16 protein-coding genes and 1 tRNA gene are annotated in these 18,861 nt (G+C 64.8%); 10 read left to right on the top strand and 7 right to left on the bottom strand.

What is annotated here, in order from left to right; all coding sequences use genetic code 11:
- Positions 1-98: 98 nt before the first annotated feature.
- The 5 genes from ASE49_RS10340 (at position 99) to ASE49_RS10320 (ending at position 4,442) form a co-directional block, all read left to right on the top strand.
- Complete coding sequence (locus ASE49_RS10340; protein WP_056771532.1) at positions 99-1,340, top strand: lipoprotein-releasing ABC transporter permease subunit; 1,242 nt, start codon at positions 99-101, stop codon at positions 1,338-1,340.
- A complete protein-coding gene (locus ASE49_RS10335) occupies positions 1,333-2,022 on the top strand; it encodes an ABC transporter ATP-binding protein (RefSeq protein ID WP_056771529.1) in 690 nt (229 codons plus the stop codon). Before ASE49_RS10340 ends, ASE49_RS10335 begins: the two co-directional genes overlap by 8 nt.
- A gap of 84 nt (positions 2,023-2,106) precedes the next feature.
- Positions 2,107-2,385, top strand: coding sequence for a hypothetical protein (locus ASE49_RS10330; RefSeq protein ID WP_056771526.1), 279 nt, complete (start codon positions 2,107-2,109; stop codon positions 2,383-2,385).
- The gene (locus ASE49_RS10325; RefSeq protein WP_056771523.1) at positions 2,382-2,906 is read left to right on the top strand and encodes a glutathione peroxidase; all 525 of its coding nucleotides are present in this window, start codon (positions 2,382-2,384) and stop codon (positions 2,904-2,906) included. The genes ASE49_RS10330 and ASE49_RS10325 overlap by 4 nt, the downstream gene beginning before the upstream one ends.
- Positions 2,907-3,047: 141 nt before the next feature.
- Positions 3,048-4,442, top strand: coding sequence for a carboxylesterase/lipase family protein (locus tag ASE49_RS10320; protein WP_082456399.1), 1,395 nt, complete (start codon positions 3,048-3,050; stop codon positions 4,440-4,442).
- 13 nt (positions 4,443-4,455) lie between these two features.
- On the opposite strand, the gene ASE49_RS10315 is transcribed toward ASE49_RS10320, so the two are convergent.
- The gene (locus ASE49_RS10315) at positions 4,456-5,457 is read right to left on the bottom strand and encodes a sensor histidine kinase (protein ID WP_056771521.1); all 1,002 of its coding nucleotides are present in this window, start codon (positions 5,455-5,457) and stop codon (positions 4,456-4,458) included.
- Between the two features lie 154 nt (positions 5,458-5,611).
- On the opposite strand from ASE49_RS10315, the gene ASE49_RS10310 reads away from it, so the two are divergent.
- Both ASE49_RS10310 and ASE49_RS10305 read left to right on the top strand, forming a co-directional pair.
- On the top strand, positions 5,612-6,682 hold the full coding sequence (locus ASE49_RS10310; RefSeq protein WP_056771519.1) for a PA0069 family radical SAM protein: 1,071 nt from the start codon (positions 5,612-5,614) through the stop codon (positions 6,680-6,682).
- Between the two features lie 84 nt (positions 6,683-6,766).
- A complete protein-coding gene (locus tag ASE49_RS10305; RefSeq protein WP_056771516.1) occupies positions 6,767-7,042 on the top strand; it encodes a hypothetical protein in 276 nt (91 codons plus the stop codon).
- A gap of 60 nt (positions 7,043-7,102) precedes the next feature.
- Here the strand turns inward: ASE49_RS10305 and dnaE are convergent, their stop codons facing one another.
- The 4 genes from dnaE to cpdR form a co-directional block, all read right to left on the bottom strand.
- On the bottom strand, positions 7,103-10,702 hold the full coding sequence (dnaE, locus tag ASE49_RS10300; protein WP_056771513.1) for a DNA polymerase III subunit alpha: 3,600 nt from the start codon (positions 10,700-10,702) through the stop codon (positions 7,103-7,105).
- A 130-nt stretch (positions 10,703-10,832) separates the two neighbouring features.
- Positions 10,833-12,056, bottom strand: coding sequence for an NADP-dependent isocitrate dehydrogenase (locus ASE49_RS10295; protein WP_056771511.1), 1,224 nt, complete (start codon positions 12,054-12,056; stop codon positions 10,833-10,835).
- 160 nt (positions 12,057-12,216) lie between these two features.
- Positions 12,217-12,291: transfer RNA gene (locus tag ASE49_RS10290), tRNA-Val, on the bottom strand.
- Between the two features lie 97 nt (positions 12,292-12,388).
- Positions 12,389-12,763 carry a cell cycle two-component system response regulator CpdR gene (gene cpdR, locus ASE49_RS10285; RefSeq protein WP_056771508.1) on the bottom strand — a complete coding sequence of 125 codons (375 nt, stop codon included), beginning with the start codon at positions 12,761-12,763 and terminating at the stop codon, positions 12,389-12,391.
- A gap of 162 nt (positions 12,764-12,925) precedes the next feature.
- Between cpdR and ASE49_RS10280 the strand changes: the two genes are divergently transcribed.
- Complete coding sequence (locus tag ASE49_RS10280) at positions 12,926-13,876, top strand: N-formylglutamate amidohydrolase (protein WP_082456398.1); 951 nt, start codon at positions 12,926-12,928, stop codon at positions 13,874-13,876.
- A gap of 278 nt (positions 13,877-14,154) precedes the next feature.
- Here the strand turns inward: ASE49_RS10280 and ASE49_RS10275 are convergent, their stop codons facing one another.
- Both ASE49_RS10275 and ASE49_RS10270 read right to left on the bottom strand, forming a co-directional pair.
- Positions 14,155-14,940, bottom strand: coding sequence for a SapC family protein (locus tag ASE49_RS10275; RefSeq protein ID WP_056771505.1), 786 nt, complete (start codon positions 14,938-14,940; stop codon positions 14,155-14,157).
- A gap of 96 nt (positions 14,941-15,036) precedes the next feature.
- Positions 15,037-16,473 (bottom strand): FAD-binding oxidoreductase, encoded by a 1,437-nt coding sequence (locus tag ASE49_RS10270; protein WP_056771501.1) that lies wholly within the window; start codon positions 16,471-16,473, stop codon positions 15,037-15,039.
- A 151-nt stretch (positions 16,474-16,624) separates the two neighbouring features.
- Here ASE49_RS10270 and ASE49_RS10265 point away from each other — a divergent pair, with 151 nt between their 5' ends.
- Positions 16,625-17,224 (top strand): hypothetical protein, encoded by a 600-nt coding sequence (locus tag ASE49_RS10265; RefSeq protein WP_056771499.1) that lies wholly within the window; start codon positions 16,625-16,627, stop codon positions 17,222-17,224.
- Positions 17,225-17,372: 148 nt separating this feature from the next.
- On the top strand, positions 17,373-18,848 hold the full coding sequence (locus tag ASE49_RS10260; protein WP_056771496.1) for a DEAD/DEAH box helicase: 1,476 nt from the start codon (positions 17,373-17,375) through the stop codon (positions 18,846-18,848).
- The last annotated feature ends 13 nt before the right edge of the window (positions 18,849-18,861 follow it).

Genomic DNA, 18,861 nt, shown 5'->3' with positions numbered 1-18,861 from the left:
AAGAGCGCGTTTCCGCCAGGCCACCCAGCTTGCCAGCGCGCGCGCGTCATCCTAAGGCCGGGCGTGTTTTATCCCGCCTGCAGACGGACCGGTCGCCCTTGATCCTCACCCCTTTCGAATGGACGATCGCCAAGCGCTACATGCTGCCCGGCAAAGGGGAGCGGTTCATCGCGCTCGTCGCCGGCATCAGCCTGGTGGCGGTGATGCTGGGCGTTGCCGCGCTGGTCATCGTGATGAGCGTGATGAATGGCTTTCGCGCCGAGATGTTCGAGAAGATCGTGGGCCTCAACGGTCATGCGATAATCCAGGCCTACGGGGGGCGGATGGACGACTGGCAGGACGTGCTGAAGGATGCGCGGGCTACGCCGGGTGTCACCAAGGCATCGCCGCTGATCGAGCAGCCGCTGCTGGTGACGTTCAACGGCCGGGTGGAGGCGATCCTGACGCGCGGCAACACCGCGCAGGATATCGGCGCGCTGAAATCCAAGGTGAAGGCGGGCGACCTGGCACAAGTGCAGCCGGGCACCGAGAACGTGGCGATCGGATCGCAGCTGGCCGAAAACCTGGGCGCGCAAGTGGGGGATGTCATCACCATCATCAATCCGGCGGGACGCGCCACCCCGTTCGGCACGGTACCGCGCCAGATCGCTTACCGCATCGCCGCGATCTTCGAGATCGGCATCTACGATTTCGACAAGAGCTACGTCGTCATGACCATCCCGCAAGCGCAGACGCTGCTGCTGACGGGCGATTCCATCGGCATGATCGAGGTGACCACTGCCAACCCGGACCGGGTCGACGAATACCTGCGCCCGCTGGCGCGCCAGTTGTCGGGCCGTGCCACGGTGACCGACTGGAAAGCGATGAACGCCTCGCTGTTCGAGGCGCTGGCGGTGGAGCGGGTGGCGATGTTCGTGGTGCTGTCGATCATCGTGCTGGTGGCGGTGTTCAACATCCTGTCCTCGCTGATCATGCTGGTGCGTGCCAAGACCCGCGACATCGCGATCCTGCGCACGATGGGGGCTACGCGTCGATCGCTGCTCAAGGTCTTCGTGACGGCGGGCTTCTGCATCGGCGCGGCGGGCACGCTGGCGGGGCTGGCGCTGGGCTTCATCTTCCTGTTCTTCCGCCAGCCGATCGTCCACGCGGTGGAGATCGTGACCGGCCAGAACTTGTGGGACCCCTCGATCCGCTTCCTCACCGAACTGCCGTCGCGCTCCGATCCGGTGGAGATCACCATTATCAGCGTGATGGCGCTGGTGTTCAGTTTCCTTGCCACGCTCTATCCGGCCTACAAGGCGGCGAGCACCGATCCCGTGCAGGTGCTGCGTTATGAATGACATCGCCACCACCGCGCCGGTAGTGCGGTTGACCGACGTGACCCGCAGCTTCGAGCAGGGCGGGGTGCGCATCGACGTGCTGCGCGGCGTCAACCTGGATGTGCGGCCCGGCGAAATCGTGGCGCTGCTAGGCCCCTCAGGCTCCGGCAAGTCGACCATGCTGCAGGCGATCGGGCTGCTCGAAGGCGGCTTTGGCGGCCGCATCGAGATTGCCGGGATCGACGCGAGCGCGCTGGGCAAGGACAGCCGGGCCGCGGTGCGCCGCGATCACATCGGCTTCGTCTACCAGTTCCACCACTTGCTGCCCGATTTCAACGCGCTGGAAAACGTGGTGCTGCCCCAGCTCATCACCGGCAAGCAGCGGCCCGCCTGCGAAGAGCGCGCCCGCGAACTGCTCACGGCGCTGGGCCTTGGCCAGCGGCTGGAGCACCGCCCCAGCAAGCTGTCCGGCGGCGAACAGCAGCGCGTCGCAGTGGCCCGCGCGCTCGCCAATCGGCCCCATCTGGTGCTGGCGGACGAGCCCACCGGCAATCTTGACGAGGCGACGGCGGACCGGGTGTTCGGCGAGTTTCTGTCGCTGGTGCGGGGCGAAGGCAGCGCCGCGCTGGTCGCCACCCATAACGAGCGACTGGCCGCCGCGATGGACCGCGTTGTGCGGCTGCACGATGGAATTTTGAAGTAATCGCGCAAGGGAACCTGTGTTGACCTTGCGGTTTTGGCTTCCCACATCGAATGTGTAAGTTTGAACAAAGAAGGACAGCGCCCAATGAGCGAAACTCCGTCCACCATTGATTCCGGTGACACACCTGCGCAAAGCTTCGGCTGGGACGATACCGCCGAATTGCACAAGTGCGCCGATGGCGGCGGGCTGTTCCACAACCTGATGACGATCCGGCGCGGCACCGTGGCCGACCTGATCCGCTACGTCGTCAGCCTGCCCGAGGAAAAGCAGGAAGATTACGCCATCCAGAAGGACGGCGACCACACGCTGAACATCGCCGAAATCCGCCGCCTGCGCCGCCGCGACGATTTCCCCGCGCCATGACCTTTGACGCGACGTCCGGCAAGAGCTCCAGCCCCCGCACGATCGCGGACTTCACCGCTACCCTGCCCAATGGCGAGACGACCAGCTTGGCGGACCGGCTGGGTAAGGTCGTGCTGGTGGTCAACACCGCCAGCAAGTGCGGCTTCACCCCGCAATACAAGGGGCTTGAGGCGTTGTGGCAGCGCTACCGCGATCGCGGGTTCGAAGTGATCGCCTTTCCCTGCAACCAGTTTGGCCACCAGGAGCCCGGTGACGCTGACGAGATCGCCTCGTTTTGCGAAGTGAACTTCGGTTTGTCGTTCCCGCTGATGGGCAAGGTCGACGTGAACGGTGCGCATACCGCTCCGCTGTTTGACTGGCTCAAAACCGAAGCGCCCGGCGTGCTGGGGTCCAAGGCGGTCAAGTGGAACTTCACCAAGTTCCTGATCGGCCGGGATGGCAAGGTCGTGCGCCGGTTCGCGCCGACCGACAAGCCGGAAGCCATGGCCAAGGATATCGAGGCGCTGCTCCACGCCGCCTAACGTCGCATCCGGGGCGCCTGCCGGGCCGGGTGTATCCGCGTGTCGGACCCGGGCCGGCCGCTATTGGTCCACACCCGGATAGTATCATACGATCATCGCCATCACTGCCGCTGCAGCTTGCGGTCGAGTACGGGAAATTCCATGCGCCATCTGATCGTTGCCCTCTCTACCGCCGCACTCACGCTTTCGGGCTGCGGATCCGCTCTGGCCGACGTGCCGGTGGTGGCCACGACGTCCGGGAAAGTCGCGGGTCAGGTCGATCACGGCGTGGTGAGCTTCAAGGGCATCCCGTTCGCCGCGCCGCCAGTGGGCGATCTGCGCTGGCGGGCGCCGCAGCCCGCGCGGGCGTGGCAGGGCGTCCGGCAGGCCGATGCCTATGCGCATGACTGCATGCAAAAGCCGTTCGGCGGCGATGCCGCGCCGCTGGGTACGCCGCCGTCCGAAGATTGCCTCTACACCAACGTCTGGAAGCCGCAGGGCGGAGCAGCCAAACTGCCGGTGATCGTGTGGATCTATGGCGGCGGGTTTGTGAACGGCGGCTCGTCACCGCCTACGTATTCGGGCGCGCAACTCGCCAAGAAGGGGGTGATGGTCGTCAGCTTCAACTACCGCCTCGGGCGGTTCGGCACGTTCGCGCATCCCGCGCTCAGCGCCGCGAAAGGCGATGGCGGGCTGCTGGGCAATTACGGTACGCTTGACCAGATTGCCGCGCTCAAGTGGGTGCATGACAATATCGCCGCGTTCGGCGGCGACCCCGCGAACGTGACAATTGCGGGTGAAAGCGCAGGCGGCATGTCAGTGCACATGCTGATGACTTCGCCGCTGAGCCAAGGGTTGTTCAGCCGCGCCGTCGTGATGTCCGGCTCCGATGGCAACACCATGTCCGCCGGTACGATCAAGGATGCCGAAAAGACCGGTGAGGCGTTCGCCGCCTCGGTGGGGATCTCCGCAAATGATCCGCAGGCCTTGGCAAAGCTGCGGGCGCTGCCGGCAGACAAAGTCGTCGGCGACCTTAACTTGATGGCGCTGTTCGGCGGCAAGCGACCGCCGTTTTCCTCGCCCTTCGTGGATGGGCGCATCGTGATCAATCCGATCCGGGCCTACAAGGGCGGGGCGTTCGCGCACGTGCCGGTGATGATCGGAGCCACCGATGCGGACATGGGCGGCGCGCAAGGGCCGATGATCAAGGGCGGGCGCGATGTAGCCGCAGCTTTGGCGACGGCGGGCGTGCCGGTCTACGCCTATCGCTTTTCCTATGTCGCCTCGTCGCTTGACGCGAAGGGCGCGCAGCACGCCACCGACATCCCGTTCTTTTTCGACACCCAGGCCATCAAGTATGGTGACAAGACCACCGCGCGCGACAATCACGTGGGGGATATGATCAGCGATGCGCTGGTGGCGTTTGCGAAGACGGGTAAGCCGGACAATCGCAAGATGCCGCCCTGGCCGCGCTACGACGCTTCACAGGACGTGATCATGGATTTCACCGCAGACGGTGACGTCCGCGTCGGTCGAGACCCGCTGACGGCGAACTGACGCGGGCAGGGCGTCAGGTGGCCAGCCGCTTGCGATCCATCCGCAAGGTCACGACGACCCCGGTTTCTTCCCAGGCGTAGCTGATCGATCCGCCCAGCTGGCCCGCCACGCTGCGGCGCACAAGCTTGCTGCCGAAGCCTTCCTCTGCCTCTGGCATCAGGACCTTTGGACCGCCCGTCTCCACCCAGGTCAGCACGATGTCGTTGCCAGCATCTGCGGTGGAAAGGTCCAGCGTACCGCCGGGGTCGGACAGCGCGCCATACTTCATCGAATTGGTCGCCAGTTCGTGGATTACCAGCGCCAGCCCCGTTGCTGCGCCTTCGCCCACGCCCATGCGGTCCACCGCCACCCGGATGCGGCCCTTGAATGCGCCCAGATCGTCATAGGGGGCCAGCAGCACCGTCAGCAGGTCCCCCAGCAGCGCGGCCTTGCCTTGGTTGTTGGGCAGCGGGCGGACAAGATCGTGCGCCCGGCCCAGCGCGGAGAGGCGCTCGGTCAGTTCGCGCGCCATGTCCACCGTGCTGGCGGCAGCGCGCGAGGTGATCGCGGTGAGGCCGGTAGCGATGGTGATCAGGTTCTTCACCCGGTGGCTCATCTCGCCGGCCAGCAGTTCGTGCCCTTCCTCGGCATTCTTGCGCCCGGTTACGTCCAGGAAGATGCCGAACATGGTGCCATCGACCATGCCCACATCGTCTCCCTGGCCGCGCCCGGAGATCCAGCGGATTTCATCACCCACGTTGATCCGGAAATCGGTCTCGTAGCGCCCCTGGATTGCCCGCGTCGCCTCGAAGGCGGAGCGCACCCGGTCCCGGTCCGCCGGATGGATATGCGCGGACAGTTCCTCGAACGTCACCGTCTCGCGCCAGGCCAGGCCCCATAGCGCGAACCCGCGCTCGTCCATGGTGAACGCATCGGTTTCAACGTTCCAGGCCCACAGGGCAACGCCGGCGGCATTTACCGCAAGCCGCAGATGTTCCGGCTTCCAGACGTGCGCGGCGGGGACTTCGGATTCCAAGCTGATGCCTTTTCTGAGCGATGCTGTGTGCGATTCTCACCGTTGCTTGCGCATCTACCCCAAGCATGCCCGCCTACCAAGGGCGACCCGTTAACGCTTTTGACGGGAGCACGCTCGGGCTTGTGTTTATGTTCTATATATGTTCTTTTGCGGCATGGCGAATCCTTCCGGTCGCGGGGCGACGCACAATCAGGTCAGCACACGTTTCAACCTGCCGGCAAGCGAGGACGATGGCGACTGGCTGGATCATCGCGAGGCAGTGGACGGTCCGCAGGCCCGCCTGCGCACCACCGTCACCGAACTGCACCCGCGCACCATCTTGTCATTCAACACCTCACCCGATGTGCCGTTCGACCGGTCGGTCAATGCCTACGGTGGGTGCGAACATGGCTGCATCTACTGCTTTGCCCGGCCTACGCATGCCTATCATGACTTGTCGCCCGGCCTGGATTTCGAAACGAAGCTGTTCGCCAAGCCCACCGCCGCGAAAATCCTGCGCACCACGTTTGCGAAGGCCGGATACAAGCCCGCGCCGCTGGCGATGGGCACTAATACCGATCCCTACCAGCCGATCGAGGCGCGCTATCGCATCACCCGGCAGGTGCTGGAATTGTGCCTGGAGGTGGGCCACCCGGTTACCATAACCACCAAGTCCGACCGAGTGTTGCACGATCTCGATGTGCTGACGCAGCTGGCGGCGCGCAATCTGGTGCATGTCGGTATTTCGGTGACGAGCCTGGACCCGGTCCTGTCCGGCAAACTGGAGCCGCGCGCCGTGTCTCCTGCCAAGCGGATGGCGGCGCTGGGCCGCCTGGCGGAGGCAGGGGTCCCCGCGCATGTCAGTGTGGCTCCGGTGATCCCGGCGATAACCGACAGCTTCATGGAAGGCATTCTGGAGGACGCGGCGGGCAGAGGCATCCGTGCCGCCTCCTGGATCGTGGTGCGCCTGCCGCACGAAGTGGCGCCGCTGTTCCGTGCCTGGCTGGACGTGCATTTTCCCGAGCGGGCGGGGAAGGTGATGGCCACCATCCGCTCGATCCGGGGCGGGCGTGACAATGATCCCGCATTCGGCACCCGGATGAAGCCGCAGGGCGTGTGGGCGGACCTGCTGCGCCGCCGGTTTCGTGTTGCCACCACCCGGCTGGGGATGACCGGCCCGCACGTTGCGCTGGATTGCAGCCAGTTTCGCCGGCCCGCGCTGGATGGTCAGCTTTCCCTACTTTGAGCGGGGGTGTGTCGCCCGGATGTGGCAACTTGTAACCGCGCCGCGCGTTTAAGCGCCATCAATCAGGGACATGAGGAGGCAATCATGGCAGACGAAGTTTACACCACGACCGAAACGCCGCAGGCCGTACCGTCGCACACCACGGTGATCCATGAGACGCGCTCGGGCGGCAGTGGCACCGGCATCGTACTGGCGGTGGTCCTGCTGATCGCGGTGATCGGCGGCCTGTATCTGTTCAGCCAGAATTCGGCGAGTGAAGCAGCCAAGAACAACGCCGTCGCCTCTGCCGCCAAGGACGTGGGCAAGGCCGCGACCAACATCGGCGATGCCGCCAAGGATGCCGTCAACACCGACAAGTAACGCGCGCGGCGTTTTCCGGGCCTGACGCGTCGGCCCGGAAAACGCTGGCAGCCGCAAAGGTTACGCCGCCAGCGCCATGCCTTCCGGCCCGCGCTTGGCGGTGAGCGAAACGTTTTCAATGCCTGCGATGCCTGCCAGATGTTCCGCAAAGTCGCCGTCCAGCGCGAAATCGCGGCCAAGGCGCATTTTTTGCGTGCGGCCCTCGCCCAGATGCAGGGTGGCAATCACCTCGCCCGCACCCGGTGCGCCGGGGCGCATCAGCAGCGCCAGTTCCTGCACCGCTTCCACCCGGTCGATATCGAGGGTGAGGACCATGCGCGCGTTGTTCTTCACTTCGGACAGTGGCCGTCCGCCGCGCACGGTAACGCGGGGCGGCTCATCGGTGCTGGGCGAATCGAGTTCGACGTTGAGCAGAATGCACGTGCCCTCGCGCGCCCAGCGTACGAACTGTTCCACCAGGCTTTCCTCGAAGCACGAGGCGGAGAAGTTACCGGACTGGTCGGAAAATTCGGCGACGACGAAATCCTTGCCCTTGCGCGTCTTTCGTTTTTGCACGCTTTCCACCATTGCGGCCATCACCGCGCCGGCGCGCCCGCCGCCGCCGCCCGTCATCAGGCTGGCATACGTGCGCGCACCGTTGGCGGTGGCGACTACGCGGTATTGCTCCACCGGGTGCGCGGCGAAATAGAAGCCGAAATTCTCGCGCTCCTTCGCCATCTGGTCCGCCCGGCTCCACGGCTCTGCGTCAACCAGGCGCAGGCCTTGTTCCACGTGGTCCTCGCCGCCGAACAGGCCGGCCTGGCTGGACTGGCGTTCGCGCGCGGCGCGGTCAGCCTCGGCCAGCAGCGTATCGGCATTCGCGAGGACTTTGGCGCGGTTCGGCTCCAGCGTATCAAACGCGCCGGCCGCGCCCAGGCTTTCGAGCTGGCGGCGGTTCATCGCGCCCGCTGGGGCACGGCGGAACACATCGTCCAGGCTTTCGAATGGGCCGTTCGCCGCGCGTTCGGCGACGATGGCGTCCATCGCCTTTTCGCCCACGTTGCGGATACCCGCCAGCGCATAGCGCACGGCATGGCTTTCGGCGGTTTCCTCGACGATGAACTCGGCCTCGGACCGGTTGATGTCAGGCGGGGCCAGCTCGATCCCGTTGCGCCGTGCATCGTCCACGAAGATCGCCAGTTTTTCGGACTGGTGCATGTCGAAGCACATCGCGGCGGCGTAAAACTCGTGCGGGTAATGCGCCTTGAACCACGCGGTGTGGTAGGCCAGCAGGGCATAGGCGGCGGCGTGGGACTTGTTGAAGCCGTAGCCCGCGAACTTGTCGATCAAGTCGAACAGTTCGTTGGCCTTGGGCGCGGCGATGCCGGACACGGTCAGGCAGCCATCGACGAAGCGCTGGCGCTGCATGTCCATTTCGGCCTGGACCTTCTTGCCCATCGCGCGGCGCAGCAGGTCGGCGTCGCCCAGCGAATAGCCGGCCAGGATCTGCGCGGCCTGCATGACCTGTTCCTGGTAGACGAAGATGCCGTAGGTTTCGCTCAGGATGCCGGCCAGCTTTTCATGCGGGTATTCGATCGCTTCCAGCCCGTTCTTGCGGCGGCCGAACAGGGGAATATTGTCCATCGGCCCGGGGCGGTAGAGCGAGACGAGGGCGATGATGTCGCCGAAGTTGGTGGGCTTCACCGCCGCCAGGGTGCGGCGCATGCCTTCCGATTCCAGCTGGAACACACCCACGGTATCGCCGCGCTTGAGCAGTTCGTAGACCGCCGGATCGTCCCACCCCAGCGTTGCCAGGTTGATCGCGATGCCGCGCCGGGCCAGCAGCTCGCCCGCCTTGTGCAGCACCGACAGTGTTTTCAGGCCCAGAAAGTCGAATTTGACGAGGCCGGTATCCTCGACATACTTCATGTCGAACTGGGTGACCGGCATGTCCGAACGCGGATCGCGATACAGCGGCACCAGCTGCGCCAGTGGCCGATCGCCGATCACCACACCGGCGGCGTGCGTGGAGGAATTGCGCGGCAGGCCCTCCAGCCGCACCGCCAGATCGACGAGGCGGCGCACTTCGGGGTCGGTATCGTATTCCCGGCGAAATTCCGGGATCGGGCCGTCCTTGGTGACGCCGTGCGCCTTGCGGCCCTGGATCGTCTCGGTAAGCGTCCACGGATCGGTGGGATGGTTGGGCACCATCTTGCACAGCGAATCGACGCGGCCATAGCTCATCTGCAGGATGCGCCCGCAATCGCGCAGCACCGCGCGGGCCTTCATCTTGCCGAAAGTGATGATCTGCGCGACGTGATCGTGGCCGTATTTCTTCTGGACGTAGCGGATTACCTCGCCGCGCCGGGTTTCGCAAAAGTCGATGTCGAAGTCCGGCATCGACACGCGCTCGGGGTTGAGGAAGCGTTCGAACAGCAGCCCCAGCTTGAGCGGATCGAGCCCGGTGATGGTGAGCGCCCAGGCGACCACCGAACCCGCGCCCGAACCACGGCCCGGCCCCACCGGGATGCCGTTTTCGTTGGCCCACTTGATGAAGTCGGCCACGATCAGGAAGTAGCCGGGGAACCCCATGCCCACGATGATCTGCACTTCGAAATCCAGCCGCTCGGCATACTGCAGGAAATCTTCGGTGACGCCTTTTTCGCGCAAGCCCTCATAAGCGGTGAGGCGGGCGTCGCCGGTGCAGGCCATGGCGTCGGCCAGTTCCTGCTCGGTCACTTCGGGCCAGTACAGCGCCAGCCGCTGCGCCAGGCCCACCCGCGCGTCAGTGGCGAGCATGCGCGCTTCGCCTTCGCGGTCACCGGCAAGGCTGGGCAACAATGGCTTGCGGCGGGGCGGGGCAAAGGCGCACCGCTGCGCGACGACCAGCGTGTTGGCCAGTGCCTCGGGCAAATCAGCGAACAGCTGCGCCATGTCCGCCGCCGGCTTTACCCAACGCTCGGACGAGGAGCGCGGGCGGTCTGGCGCGTCGATCTGGGTGGAATTGGCGATGCACAGCAAGGCATCGTGCGCGGAATGAAACGCCTTGTCGGCGAACTGGGCGGGGTTGGACGCCACCAGCGGAATGTCACGGCTGTAGGCCAGCGCGATCAGATCCTCCTCGCTCTCGTCCTCCTCCGGCTCGCCGGTGCGGGTGATCTCGATATACAGGCGATCGCCGAACAGCGATTGCAGCGTGTCGCAATAGCGCTCTGCCTGTTCATGCCGGCCAGCGGCATAGAGCCGGGCCAGCGCGCCTTCGTTGCCGCCGGTCAGGCAGATCAGGCCGTCCGTGTAGCCACGCAGCGAATCGAGCGCGACGTGGGGATCAAGCTGCAGCGGGCGGTCCAGATGCGCGCGGCTGACGTGACGGCACAAGTTCTGCCATCCCGCCTCGTCCTGCGCGAACAGGGCCAGCCAGTCGATTGGCAGGTCGCGCGCTTGTGCTGGCGCATCGGGGCGGGCGATCGCCAGAAACGTGCCGATGATCGGCTGGACACCGGCGCTTTTCGCGGCCCCTGCGAAAATGGGGGAGCCGTACAGCCCATTGCGGTCACAGATCGCGGCGGCGGGAAATTTGCGCTCTTTCGCCAGCTTGGCGATCGCCTTCGGCTCGATCGCCCCGTCCAGCATGGTGAAGCAGGAGAAGATGCGCAGCGGAACGAAGAGAGCATGGGCCATCGCGCAGATTTAGGCCTTCGGGCACGCGGTTATCAAGGGCATGGCGCGGCAAAGCCGGTGATAGCGGCTGACACAAAAAAGCCCGCCGCTCAGCCGAGCAGCGGGCCTTGTTCGTTCCGTCAGCGCGGGATCAGGCCCAGGTGGCCATTTCCGTGTCGAGGTTTTCGACGATCGCTTCGAAGAACTGCTCTGTGGTCATCCAGTTCTGATCCGGGCCGATCAGCAGCGCGAGATCCTTGGTCATCTTGCCGCTTTCCACAGTTTCGATGCAGATCCGCTCGATCGTCTCGGCGAACTTCACCACGTCAGGCGTGTTGTCGAACTTGCCGCGATAGGCAAGGCCGCGGGTCCACGCGAAGATCGAGGCGATCGGGTTGGTCGAGGTGGCCTTGCCCTGCTGGTGCTGGCGATAGTGGCGCGTCACGGTGCCGTGCGCGGCTTCGGCTTCCACCGTCTTGCCATCGGGTGAGAGCAGGACCGAGGTCATCAGGCCGAGCGAGCCGAAGCCCTGGGCCACGGTGTCGGACTGCACGTCACCGTCGTAGTTCTTGCACGCCCACACGAACTTGCCCGACCACTTGAGCGCCGAGGCGACCATGTCGTCTATCAGGCGGTGCTCGTAGCTGATGCTGGCGGCCTTGAACTTTTCGGCGAAGCCTTCGGTGTCGAACACTTCCTGGAACAGGTCCTTGAAGCGCCCGTCATAGGCCTTGAGGATGGTGTTCTTGGTGGACAAGTATACCGGCCAGCCAAGGTTGAGGCCGTAGTTGAACGAGGCGCGCGCGAAATCGCGGATCGATTCGTCCAGGTTGTACATCGCCATGGCGACGCCGGCAGCCGGGAAGTCGAACACGTCGAGGTCGATCTTCTCGCCGTTCTCGCCGTCCCACACCAGACGCAGCTTGCCGGGGCCGGGGATCAGCGTGTCGGTGGCCTTGTACTGGTCGCCGAAGGCGTGACGGCCCACGACGATCGGGTCGGTCCAGCCGGGGACGAGGCGCGGCACGTTGGAGATCACGATGGGTTCGCGGAACACCACGCCGCCCAGGATGTTGCGGATCGTGCCGTTGGGCGACTTCCACATCTTCTTGAGGCTGAATTCCTCGACGCGCTGCTCGTCAGGGGTGATGGTCGCGCACTTGACGGCAACGCCGTACTGCTTGGTGGCGTTGGCGGCATCGACGGTGATCTGGTCGTTCGTCTCGTCACGCTTTTCGACCGACAGGTCATAGTACTTGAGATCGACGTCGAGGTAGGGGAGGATCAGACGCTCACGGATCCACTGCCAGATGATCCGCGTCATTTCATCGCCGTCCATCTCGACGATGGGGTTAGCAACCTTGATCTTTGCCATTCGAGAAATACTCCCCTGGGGTGAGAAATTGCGCCCGTCTCTAGGCAGGGGATCGGCCGATGGCAAGGCGGCAGTCGGCTTTAAGCGTGGCCAGGGCGCTAGGGAGCGTGAAAACGAAAAAGCCCGCCTGGTCACGAAGACCGGCGGGCATTTTCTGGAATGGTGGGCGTAGCAAGGATTGAACTTGCGACCCCTACGATGTCAACATAGTGCTCTACCACTGAGCTATACGCCCATTCCAATCGAGCATTCCGATGGGTCGCCCCGCCGGAGGATGGCCCTCTAGCCCCGGTCATTTGCCGTGGCAAGGGGTGTTCGCAGTAATTTTTGCGTTACAGAGTGGCGTGTTCGGCCAGCCCGAATATACGCTGCACTTCCATCACGATATCGCGCAAGTGGAACGGCTTTGACAGGATCTTCGCCTCGGGCGCCTCGCGGCTGGCGCGCAGGGTGACGGCGGCAAAGCCGGTGATGAACATGACTTTGGTGGAGGGTGAAATTTCGGCGCAGCGCTGGGCCAGTTCAATGCCGTCCATTTCGGGCATGACGATGTCGGACAGCAGCAGGTCGAAATCGTCGTTCTGCAGCAGGGGCACCGCCTTGGTGCCGCGATCGACCGCGACAACGCTGTAGCCCGCATTCTGCAGGGCCCGCGCCAGGTACGTGCGCATGGCGTCGTCGTCTTCGGCCAGGAGGATGCGGATCATCGCGGAAAGGTCCAGTCTTGAATCAGGGCGCAAGGTCTAGCTGCGGCATTTTGTTCTGTCCGTATCCTTACCGTAGCGGCGGTTAAAATTCTCGTGCCCTTTCACGGGTGACCGGTAACGGGACGCTTTGACATGCGCGCGTGAAACGCACAGCTTTATGCGATGGCCGGACGGTTGGATCACGACGAATCACAAGGGACGCCCGGCGCGTCTTCCAGCAAAAAAGCGCGCGGCGCGTTCGTGCTGGAGGCCGGCGCCCCCTCTGCGTTGCCCATCCTGATCGCGGTTCCGCATGGTGGCCGCAGCTACTCCGCCGCGCTTCTGGCTGACTTGCGCCACGGCGCATCCGCAGCCGTGCGGCTGGAAGATCGTCATGCCGATACGCTGGCCCGTGGTGTCGCTGCCGCTACCGGCGCGGACCTGCTGATCGCCCACGCGCCGCGCGCGCTGGTGGACCTGAACCGTTCGCCCGACGATGTGGACTGGGAGATGTTCACGCGTGATGCGCGTCCGGCAAGCGGGGTGCCGCCGCCGGGGGGCAGGGTGCGCAGCGGGCTCGGCCTCATCCCGCGCCGGTTGGTGGGCACGGGCGAATTGTGGCGACGCCGGTTCGGTCGGGCCGATCTGGAGTTTCGGTTGCGCAATGTGCATGAGCCGTATCACGCCGCGCTGAACGCCGCTTTGAAGGCGCTGCACGCGCGCTGGGGCGCGGCGCTGCTGATCGACCTGCATTCGATGCCGCCGTTGTCCGGACGGCCCGGCGGTCCCGGCGCACACGTGGTGGTGGGGGACCGGTTCGGCGCCAGCAGCAACGGCACGCTGGTTGCGGCAGCGTTCGCGCATTTTGCTCAGGTCGCGCGTGAGGCTGCGCACAACCGTCCTTACGCGGGCGGCTATGTGCTGGAGCGTCACGGCAATCCGCAGGCTGGCTTTAACGCGTTGCAGATCGAGATCGATCGCAGCTGCTACCTGGATGCACAACTGATGGAGCCGGGGGCGGGCATGGCGCGCATGGTGGAGGATCTTGCCGGGCTGGTGCGCCGGCTGGCGCCGATCGTGGCGGACCTTGGCGGCGAAGCGAATGCACGGGTCTGGCCACAAGCCGCCGAATGACAGGGTGCCGGAACTTTTGCTGCAGCCAATAAAAAACCACCTCGCGCGATGCGCGAGGTGGCCAAGGTTCAGGGAGGAGGTGCACGAAGTGCACCAACCCGAACGGGCCATGAGGGTAGCGCCGGCCGGGCAGGACCTACATAGGGCCACCCATTTCGACAATCAAGCGATTACTGATGCAGATCGCCCGAGAAAAGTCCAGAAAAGTGTATCGACCTTGGTACGAATCGGCGAAACTGTGACAAAAGTGTCATAACTCCGCCGATTGCCGTGGTTGATCAGGCGTTTACCGCTTCCGGGGCGGGCAAATTGGGCACTTTGCCCTGCACGGCCTGGCGGTTGAAGATGTCGCGCACCAGTTCAAGTGAGAACAGGTGAGCGTAGATCAGCGGCAGTAGCCCGCTTTGATTCCACTGGCGCAGCACATCGCCGCGCACTTCGCGCAACTTGTTTTCGTCCACCATCTGGAACCCGCGGTACGTGAACGGCTGGCCGCCGCCGGTATCGATGTTGAGCTCACCGTCCATCAGCAGCTTGTGCTTTTGCAGTTCCGCCATGAACTGCGCGGTCTTGGTGCCGGCAATCTCGAAGTTTTCGCAGAACTGGAGCATGTTGGTGGTGGCCTCGGTGGGCTGGCCATCGTCGTTGAACAGGCGCTCGCCTTCGTCCATCTCACCCACCAGGTCGCTGGTGGGATCCACGCACAGCGAAAGCTCGTCACTGTCCGGGCGCAGCTTGGCCAGCATGAACGGATAGCGGCGCACGTAGGCCGGCACATACACCGTCTCGGTCATCGTGCCTTCGTCGTCGAAGAATACGTTGGCGCCTTCGTTCATGCCCATCAGTACCAGCGGGATAGGGCTTTCGCCGGCGGTGAAGATGATTGGGAAGTTGCGCTGGGCCTGCGGAAACTCTTCGACCGTCAACGGCACCGAATTGATGCCGGCAACCCAGGTCGCCTTGTCGGTCGGGCGCGTCTTCCAACCTGCATGCTGCTGCGAATTGAGAGGAATGAGGTCCTTGTAGAACAAGGGCAGGGCAGGATCTTGAGGCGCGCTGGCCATGGGTACTCTCCGCAAGGATGGGCAGTCTTGGTGTAAGCCGCCCGCTTTAGGGCCTGCCCGCCGCCCGCGCAAGCCGGGGGCGGCACCGGTTTGGCACTACACCAGCTTGCCGGGGTTGAGCAGGCCTTGCGGATCCAGCGCCTGCTTCACGGTGCGCAGCAGGTGCAGCGCCACCGGATCGCCCAGCCGCGCCAGTTCGTCACGCTTGAGCTGGCCGATGCCGTGCTCGGCGGAGATCGAGCCGCCCCACTGCGTGACCAGATCGTGCACCCGCCGGCTGATCGCCTTGCCCGGCCCTGCGTTCCAGGCCCGCGCATCCGCCTCGCCGGGGGCGATCACGTGATAGTGCACGTTGCCATCGCCCAGATGCCCGAAGGCGATGGCCTCGGTGCCGGGAAATTCCGCCTCGATCAGCGGCGCGGTTTCTTCCACGAACGCGGGCATCATCTCCACCGGTACGGAAATGTCGTGCTGAACGGCGGGGCCGCGCGCGCGTTCGGCTGACGGCACCGTTTCACGGATCAGCCAGAACGCCTCGGCCTGCGCTTCGTTGGCGGACAGCACGGCGTCCTCCAGCAAATCCGCTTCGAAAGCGTCGGCCATCATCGTCTCGCACCGTTCGCGCAGGGTGGCAACGCTGGCGCGGTCTGCCACCACTTCGATCAGCACATGCCATGCGTGCCGGCCCGCCAGCGGCAGGCGCACCGTGGGCATATGATCGACTACCGCGTCGATGCTGGCCTGCGGCATCACCTCGAACCCTTCAAGCGCGTCGCTCACCGCATCGTCGCAATGCAGCAGCAGCGCGCGCGCGGCGGGGAGGGACGCGACGCCGGCCCAGATTACCACCCGCTCCGCCACGGCGGGAGACAGCGCCAGGGTTGCGGCGGTGACGATCCCCAGCGTGCCTTCCGAACCGATCAGCAACTGCTTGAGATCGAAACCGCGATTGTCCTTCTTCAACGGGGTCAACTGTGAGAACACCTGCCCGTCCGCCAGCACCGCTTCCAGCCCCAGCACCATCGCGCGCATCGAGCCGTGGCGCAGCACTTGGGAGCCGCCCGCGTTGGTGGAGATCAGCCCGCCGACCGTGGCCGATCCTTTGCCGCCCAGCGTGAGGGGAAAGCGCAAGCCTTGCGCCTCCGCCGCCTCGTGCAGGGTCTGCAGGATCACGCCGGCCTCGCACGTAGCGCGCCGGCCCTCGACATCCACGCTGCGGATGGCGTTCATCCGCCGCATCGAGAGCAGCAGCGCCGTGCCGCTTTCATCCGGTGTCGCCCCGCCGGACATGCCCGAATTGCCCCCTTGCGGCACGATCGGCACGCCGTGCTGCGCGCACAGGCGCACCAGCGCCGAAAGCTCTTCTACGTTGGCGGGTGAAGCCAGCGCGCAGGCCTTGCCGGTGTAGCGGCCGCGCCAGTCCGTCAGCCAGGGCTCGACGAGTTCGGGGTCGGTGGTCAACCCGCGCGGGCCAAGCAGGTCGGCGGCGGCGCTGAGAAAGGTATCGGGCGTGATGCTGGCAGGTGCGTTCATGACGGCTGATATGGCACAGCGAGCGGCAGGTTTCATCACTGAAGCGCGGTGGAAACATACTAGGCGCTGGTATTCGAGTTAAGCAAGGGTTCAAGCGATCGGGGTAAGCCGGGGCAATCTGCACGCCGATCGTCGAGGGAACGTATCGCGAATGAGTTTCACCACCGCCTTGCTGTATCCATTGCTCCTGCTGCTGCCCGCAGCGGGCGCAGGGGACGATGCGCGCATGGCACCGGTAAAGGACGAGCCGGCCACCGCTCCCGGCAAAGAGACCGAAAACGCGCCATTGTGGCCGCCGCAGGACATCGACGGCATGAATGCCGAATGGCCGTTTCCGCTCGGAATTCTGGGCGCGGTCGGCCCTGACGACGCGGCGCAGATCCGCATAGAACAGCGCATGACAATCCGCATCAGCCCGCGCGGTTCGCTGCCGATGCCCCCGATGATCGTTGGCACACCGTGGTCCGTCGATCAGTTGTCGGAGCGCAAGATCGGCAAGTGCGTTCCGATTGCCGGCATTGCCAGCGTGCGTCCCGACCGCGACAATCGCCTGCTCCTTTTCATGCGTGACCGCACGCTGGTGCGGGCCGAAGTGGGCCGGTCCTGCAGGGCGCGCGATTTCTATTCGGGGTTCTACCTGGAGCGCAGCGAAGACGGGCGGTTGTGCGCCAATCGCGACACCTTGCTGTCACGCAGCGGGATGAACTGCACCCTGACCCGGATACGCCAACTCGTGGCGCCTGACCGGTAAGGCTGCCACAGGCGGAATTCCTTGACTTTGGCGCATTTTGGCGACTAAGGGGCGCAGGCGCCCGGCAGGTGTCGCGGGCGGGGCTGCCCCCATTCGTTTTCCTGCTGCGCTGGCGATTTCAAATATTTATCGGAAAATTACACTGCCTATGAGCTTTGCCGATCTCGGCCTGTCTGACGAATTGCTGCAAGCGGTTATATCCGCGGGCTATACGGAGCCGACTCCGATCCAGGCGCAGACGATCCCGCCGGTGCTGATGATGAAGGACATCATCGGCATCGCCCAGACGGGCACCGGCAAGACCGCCGCCTTCGTCCTGCCGATGATCGACATCCTGGGTCATGGCCGTCGCCGTGCCCGCATGCCCCGCTCGCTGATCCTCGAACCGACGCGCGAACTCGCCGCGCAGGTGGCTGAGAATTTCGAGAAGTACGGCAAGAACCACAATCTCAAGATGGCGCTGCTGATCGGCGGCGTGCAGATGGGCGATCAGGTCAAGGCGCTGTCCGACGGCGTCGATGTGCTGATCGCCACGCCGGGCCGCCTGATGGACTTGTTCGAGCGTGGCAAGATCATGCTCAGCGGTTGCGAGCTGCTGGTCATCGACGAGGCGGACCGGATGCTCGACATGGGCTTCATCCCTGATATCGAGACGATCTGCTCCAAGCTTCCGGCCAATCGCCAGACGCTGCTGTTCTCGGCCACGATGCCGCCGGTAATCAAGAAGCTGGCCGACCGCTTTCTGACCAACCCCAAGTACATCGAGGTTGCGCGCCCGGCCTCCAACAATCTCAACATCGTCCAGCACAAGGTGGCCGTCACCACGCGCAAGAAGCGCGATGTGCTGCGCGAACTGCTGCGCACGGACAACGTGACCACCGCTATCGTCTTCGCCAACCGCAAGACCACCGTGCGCGAACTGGCCAAGAGCCTGAAGCAGTCCGGCTTCTCCGCCGGCGAAATTCACGGCGACATGGACCAGGCATCGCGCAACGCCGAGTTGGACCGGTTCAAGGCGGGCGAGATCAGCATCCTGTGCGCCTCCGACGTCGCGGCGCGCGGTCTGGACGTCAAGGGCGTCAGCCACGTCTTCAACTTCGACACGCCCTGGCACCCGGACGATTACGTCCACCGCATCGGCCGCACCGGTCGCGGCGGTGCAACGGGCCGCGCGTTCACCTTCGTAGCGCCGGAAGATGCCGAGGCAATTGCCAACGTCGAGAAGCTGACCGGCGGCCCGATCCCCATCTACACCATGGGTGCGGACGATACGCCGGTCGCGCAGGACGAAAAGCCTGCGCGTGCGCGCAAGACGCAGCGCGCGGACAAGCCGGCCCGCGAGGACAAGCCCGCTCGGGAAGAGCAGCCCGCACGCGAGGAACCCGCACCACGTCAGCAGCGTCGTGCGAAGGCGGAAACGCCGGTCGCTGCTGAGCCTGTTGTCGAAGATACGGTGCAGGAGGCCGCACCCGCCCCGCGTCGCGCTCGCTCCGAAAAGGCGCCATCCGTACCACGCCGCGAACCGCGCAGTGGCCAGCGCGCAAAAGAACCCGTCGCCGCTCCGGGCGATGACGACTGGAACGGGCCGGTGCCCAGTTTCCTCGGCGTATCGGCCTTAAGCTGAACTGCAGGCGTTA

Source organism: Novosphingobium sp. Leaf2, from assembly GCF_001421325.1.
In the GTDB taxonomy this organism is placed as follows: domain Bacteria; phylum Pseudomonadota; class Alphaproteobacteria; order Sphingomonadales; family Sphingomonadaceae; genus Novosphingobium.
The sequence above is the reverse complement of the archived record's forward strand: the minus strand, read 5'-3'. Positions and strand labels throughout refer to the sequence as shown.

Coding starts and splice junctions, on each gene's coding strand:
- ASE49_RS10305 (WP_056771516.1), top strand. CDS start 6,767: ATGGCAGACGAAGTTTACACCACGACCGAAACGCCGCAGGCCGTACCG.
- dnaE (WP_056771513.1), bottom strand. CDS start 10,702: ATGGCCCATGCTCTCTTCGTTCCGCTGCGCATCTTCTCCTGCTTCACC.
- ASE49_RS10325 (WP_056771523.1), top strand. CDS start 2,382: ATGACCTTTGACGCGACGTCCGGCAAGAGCTCCAGCCCCCGCACGATC.
- ASE49_RS10270 (WP_056771501.1), bottom strand. CDS start 16,473: ATGAACGCACCTGCCAGCATCACGCCCGATACCTTTCTCAGCGCCGCC.
- ASE49_RS10295 (WP_056771511.1), bottom strand. CDS start 12,056: ATGGCAAAGATCAAGGTTGCTAACCCCATCGTCGAGATGGACGGCGAT.
- ASE49_RS10330 (WP_056771526.1), top strand. CDS start 2,107: ATGAGCGAAACTCCGTCCACCATTGATTCCGGTGACACACCTGCGCAA.
- ASE49_RS10310 (WP_056771519.1), top strand. CDS start 5,612: ATGGCGAATCCTTCCGGTCGCGGGGCGACGCACAATCAGGTCAGCACA.
- cpdR (WP_056771508.1), bottom strand. CDS start 12,763: ATGATCCGCATCCTCCTGGCCGAAGACGACGACGCCATGCGCACGTAC.
- ASE49_RS10275 (WP_056771505.1), bottom strand. CDS start 14,940: ATGGCCAGCGCGCCTCAAGATCCTGCCCTGCCCTTGTTCTACAAGGAC.
- ASE49_RS10320 (WP_082456399.1), top strand. CDS start 3,048: ATGCGCCATCTGATCGTTGCCCTCTCTACCGCCGCACTCACGCTTTCG.
- ASE49_RS10265 (WP_056771499.1), top strand. CDS start 16,625: ATGAGTTTCACCACCGCCTTGCTGTATCCATTGCTCCTGCTGCTGCCC.
- ASE49_RS10280 (WP_082456398.1), top strand. CDS start 12,926: ATGGCCGGACGGTTGGATCACGACGAATCACAAGGGACGCCCGGCGCG.
- ASE49_RS10335 (WP_056771529.1), top strand. CDS start 1,333: ATGAATGACATCGCCACCACCGCGCCGGTAGTGCGGTTGACCGACGTG.
- ASE49_RS10260 (WP_056771496.1), top strand. CDS start 17,373: ATGAGCTTTGCCGATCTCGGCCTGTCTGACGAATTGCTGCAAGCGGTT.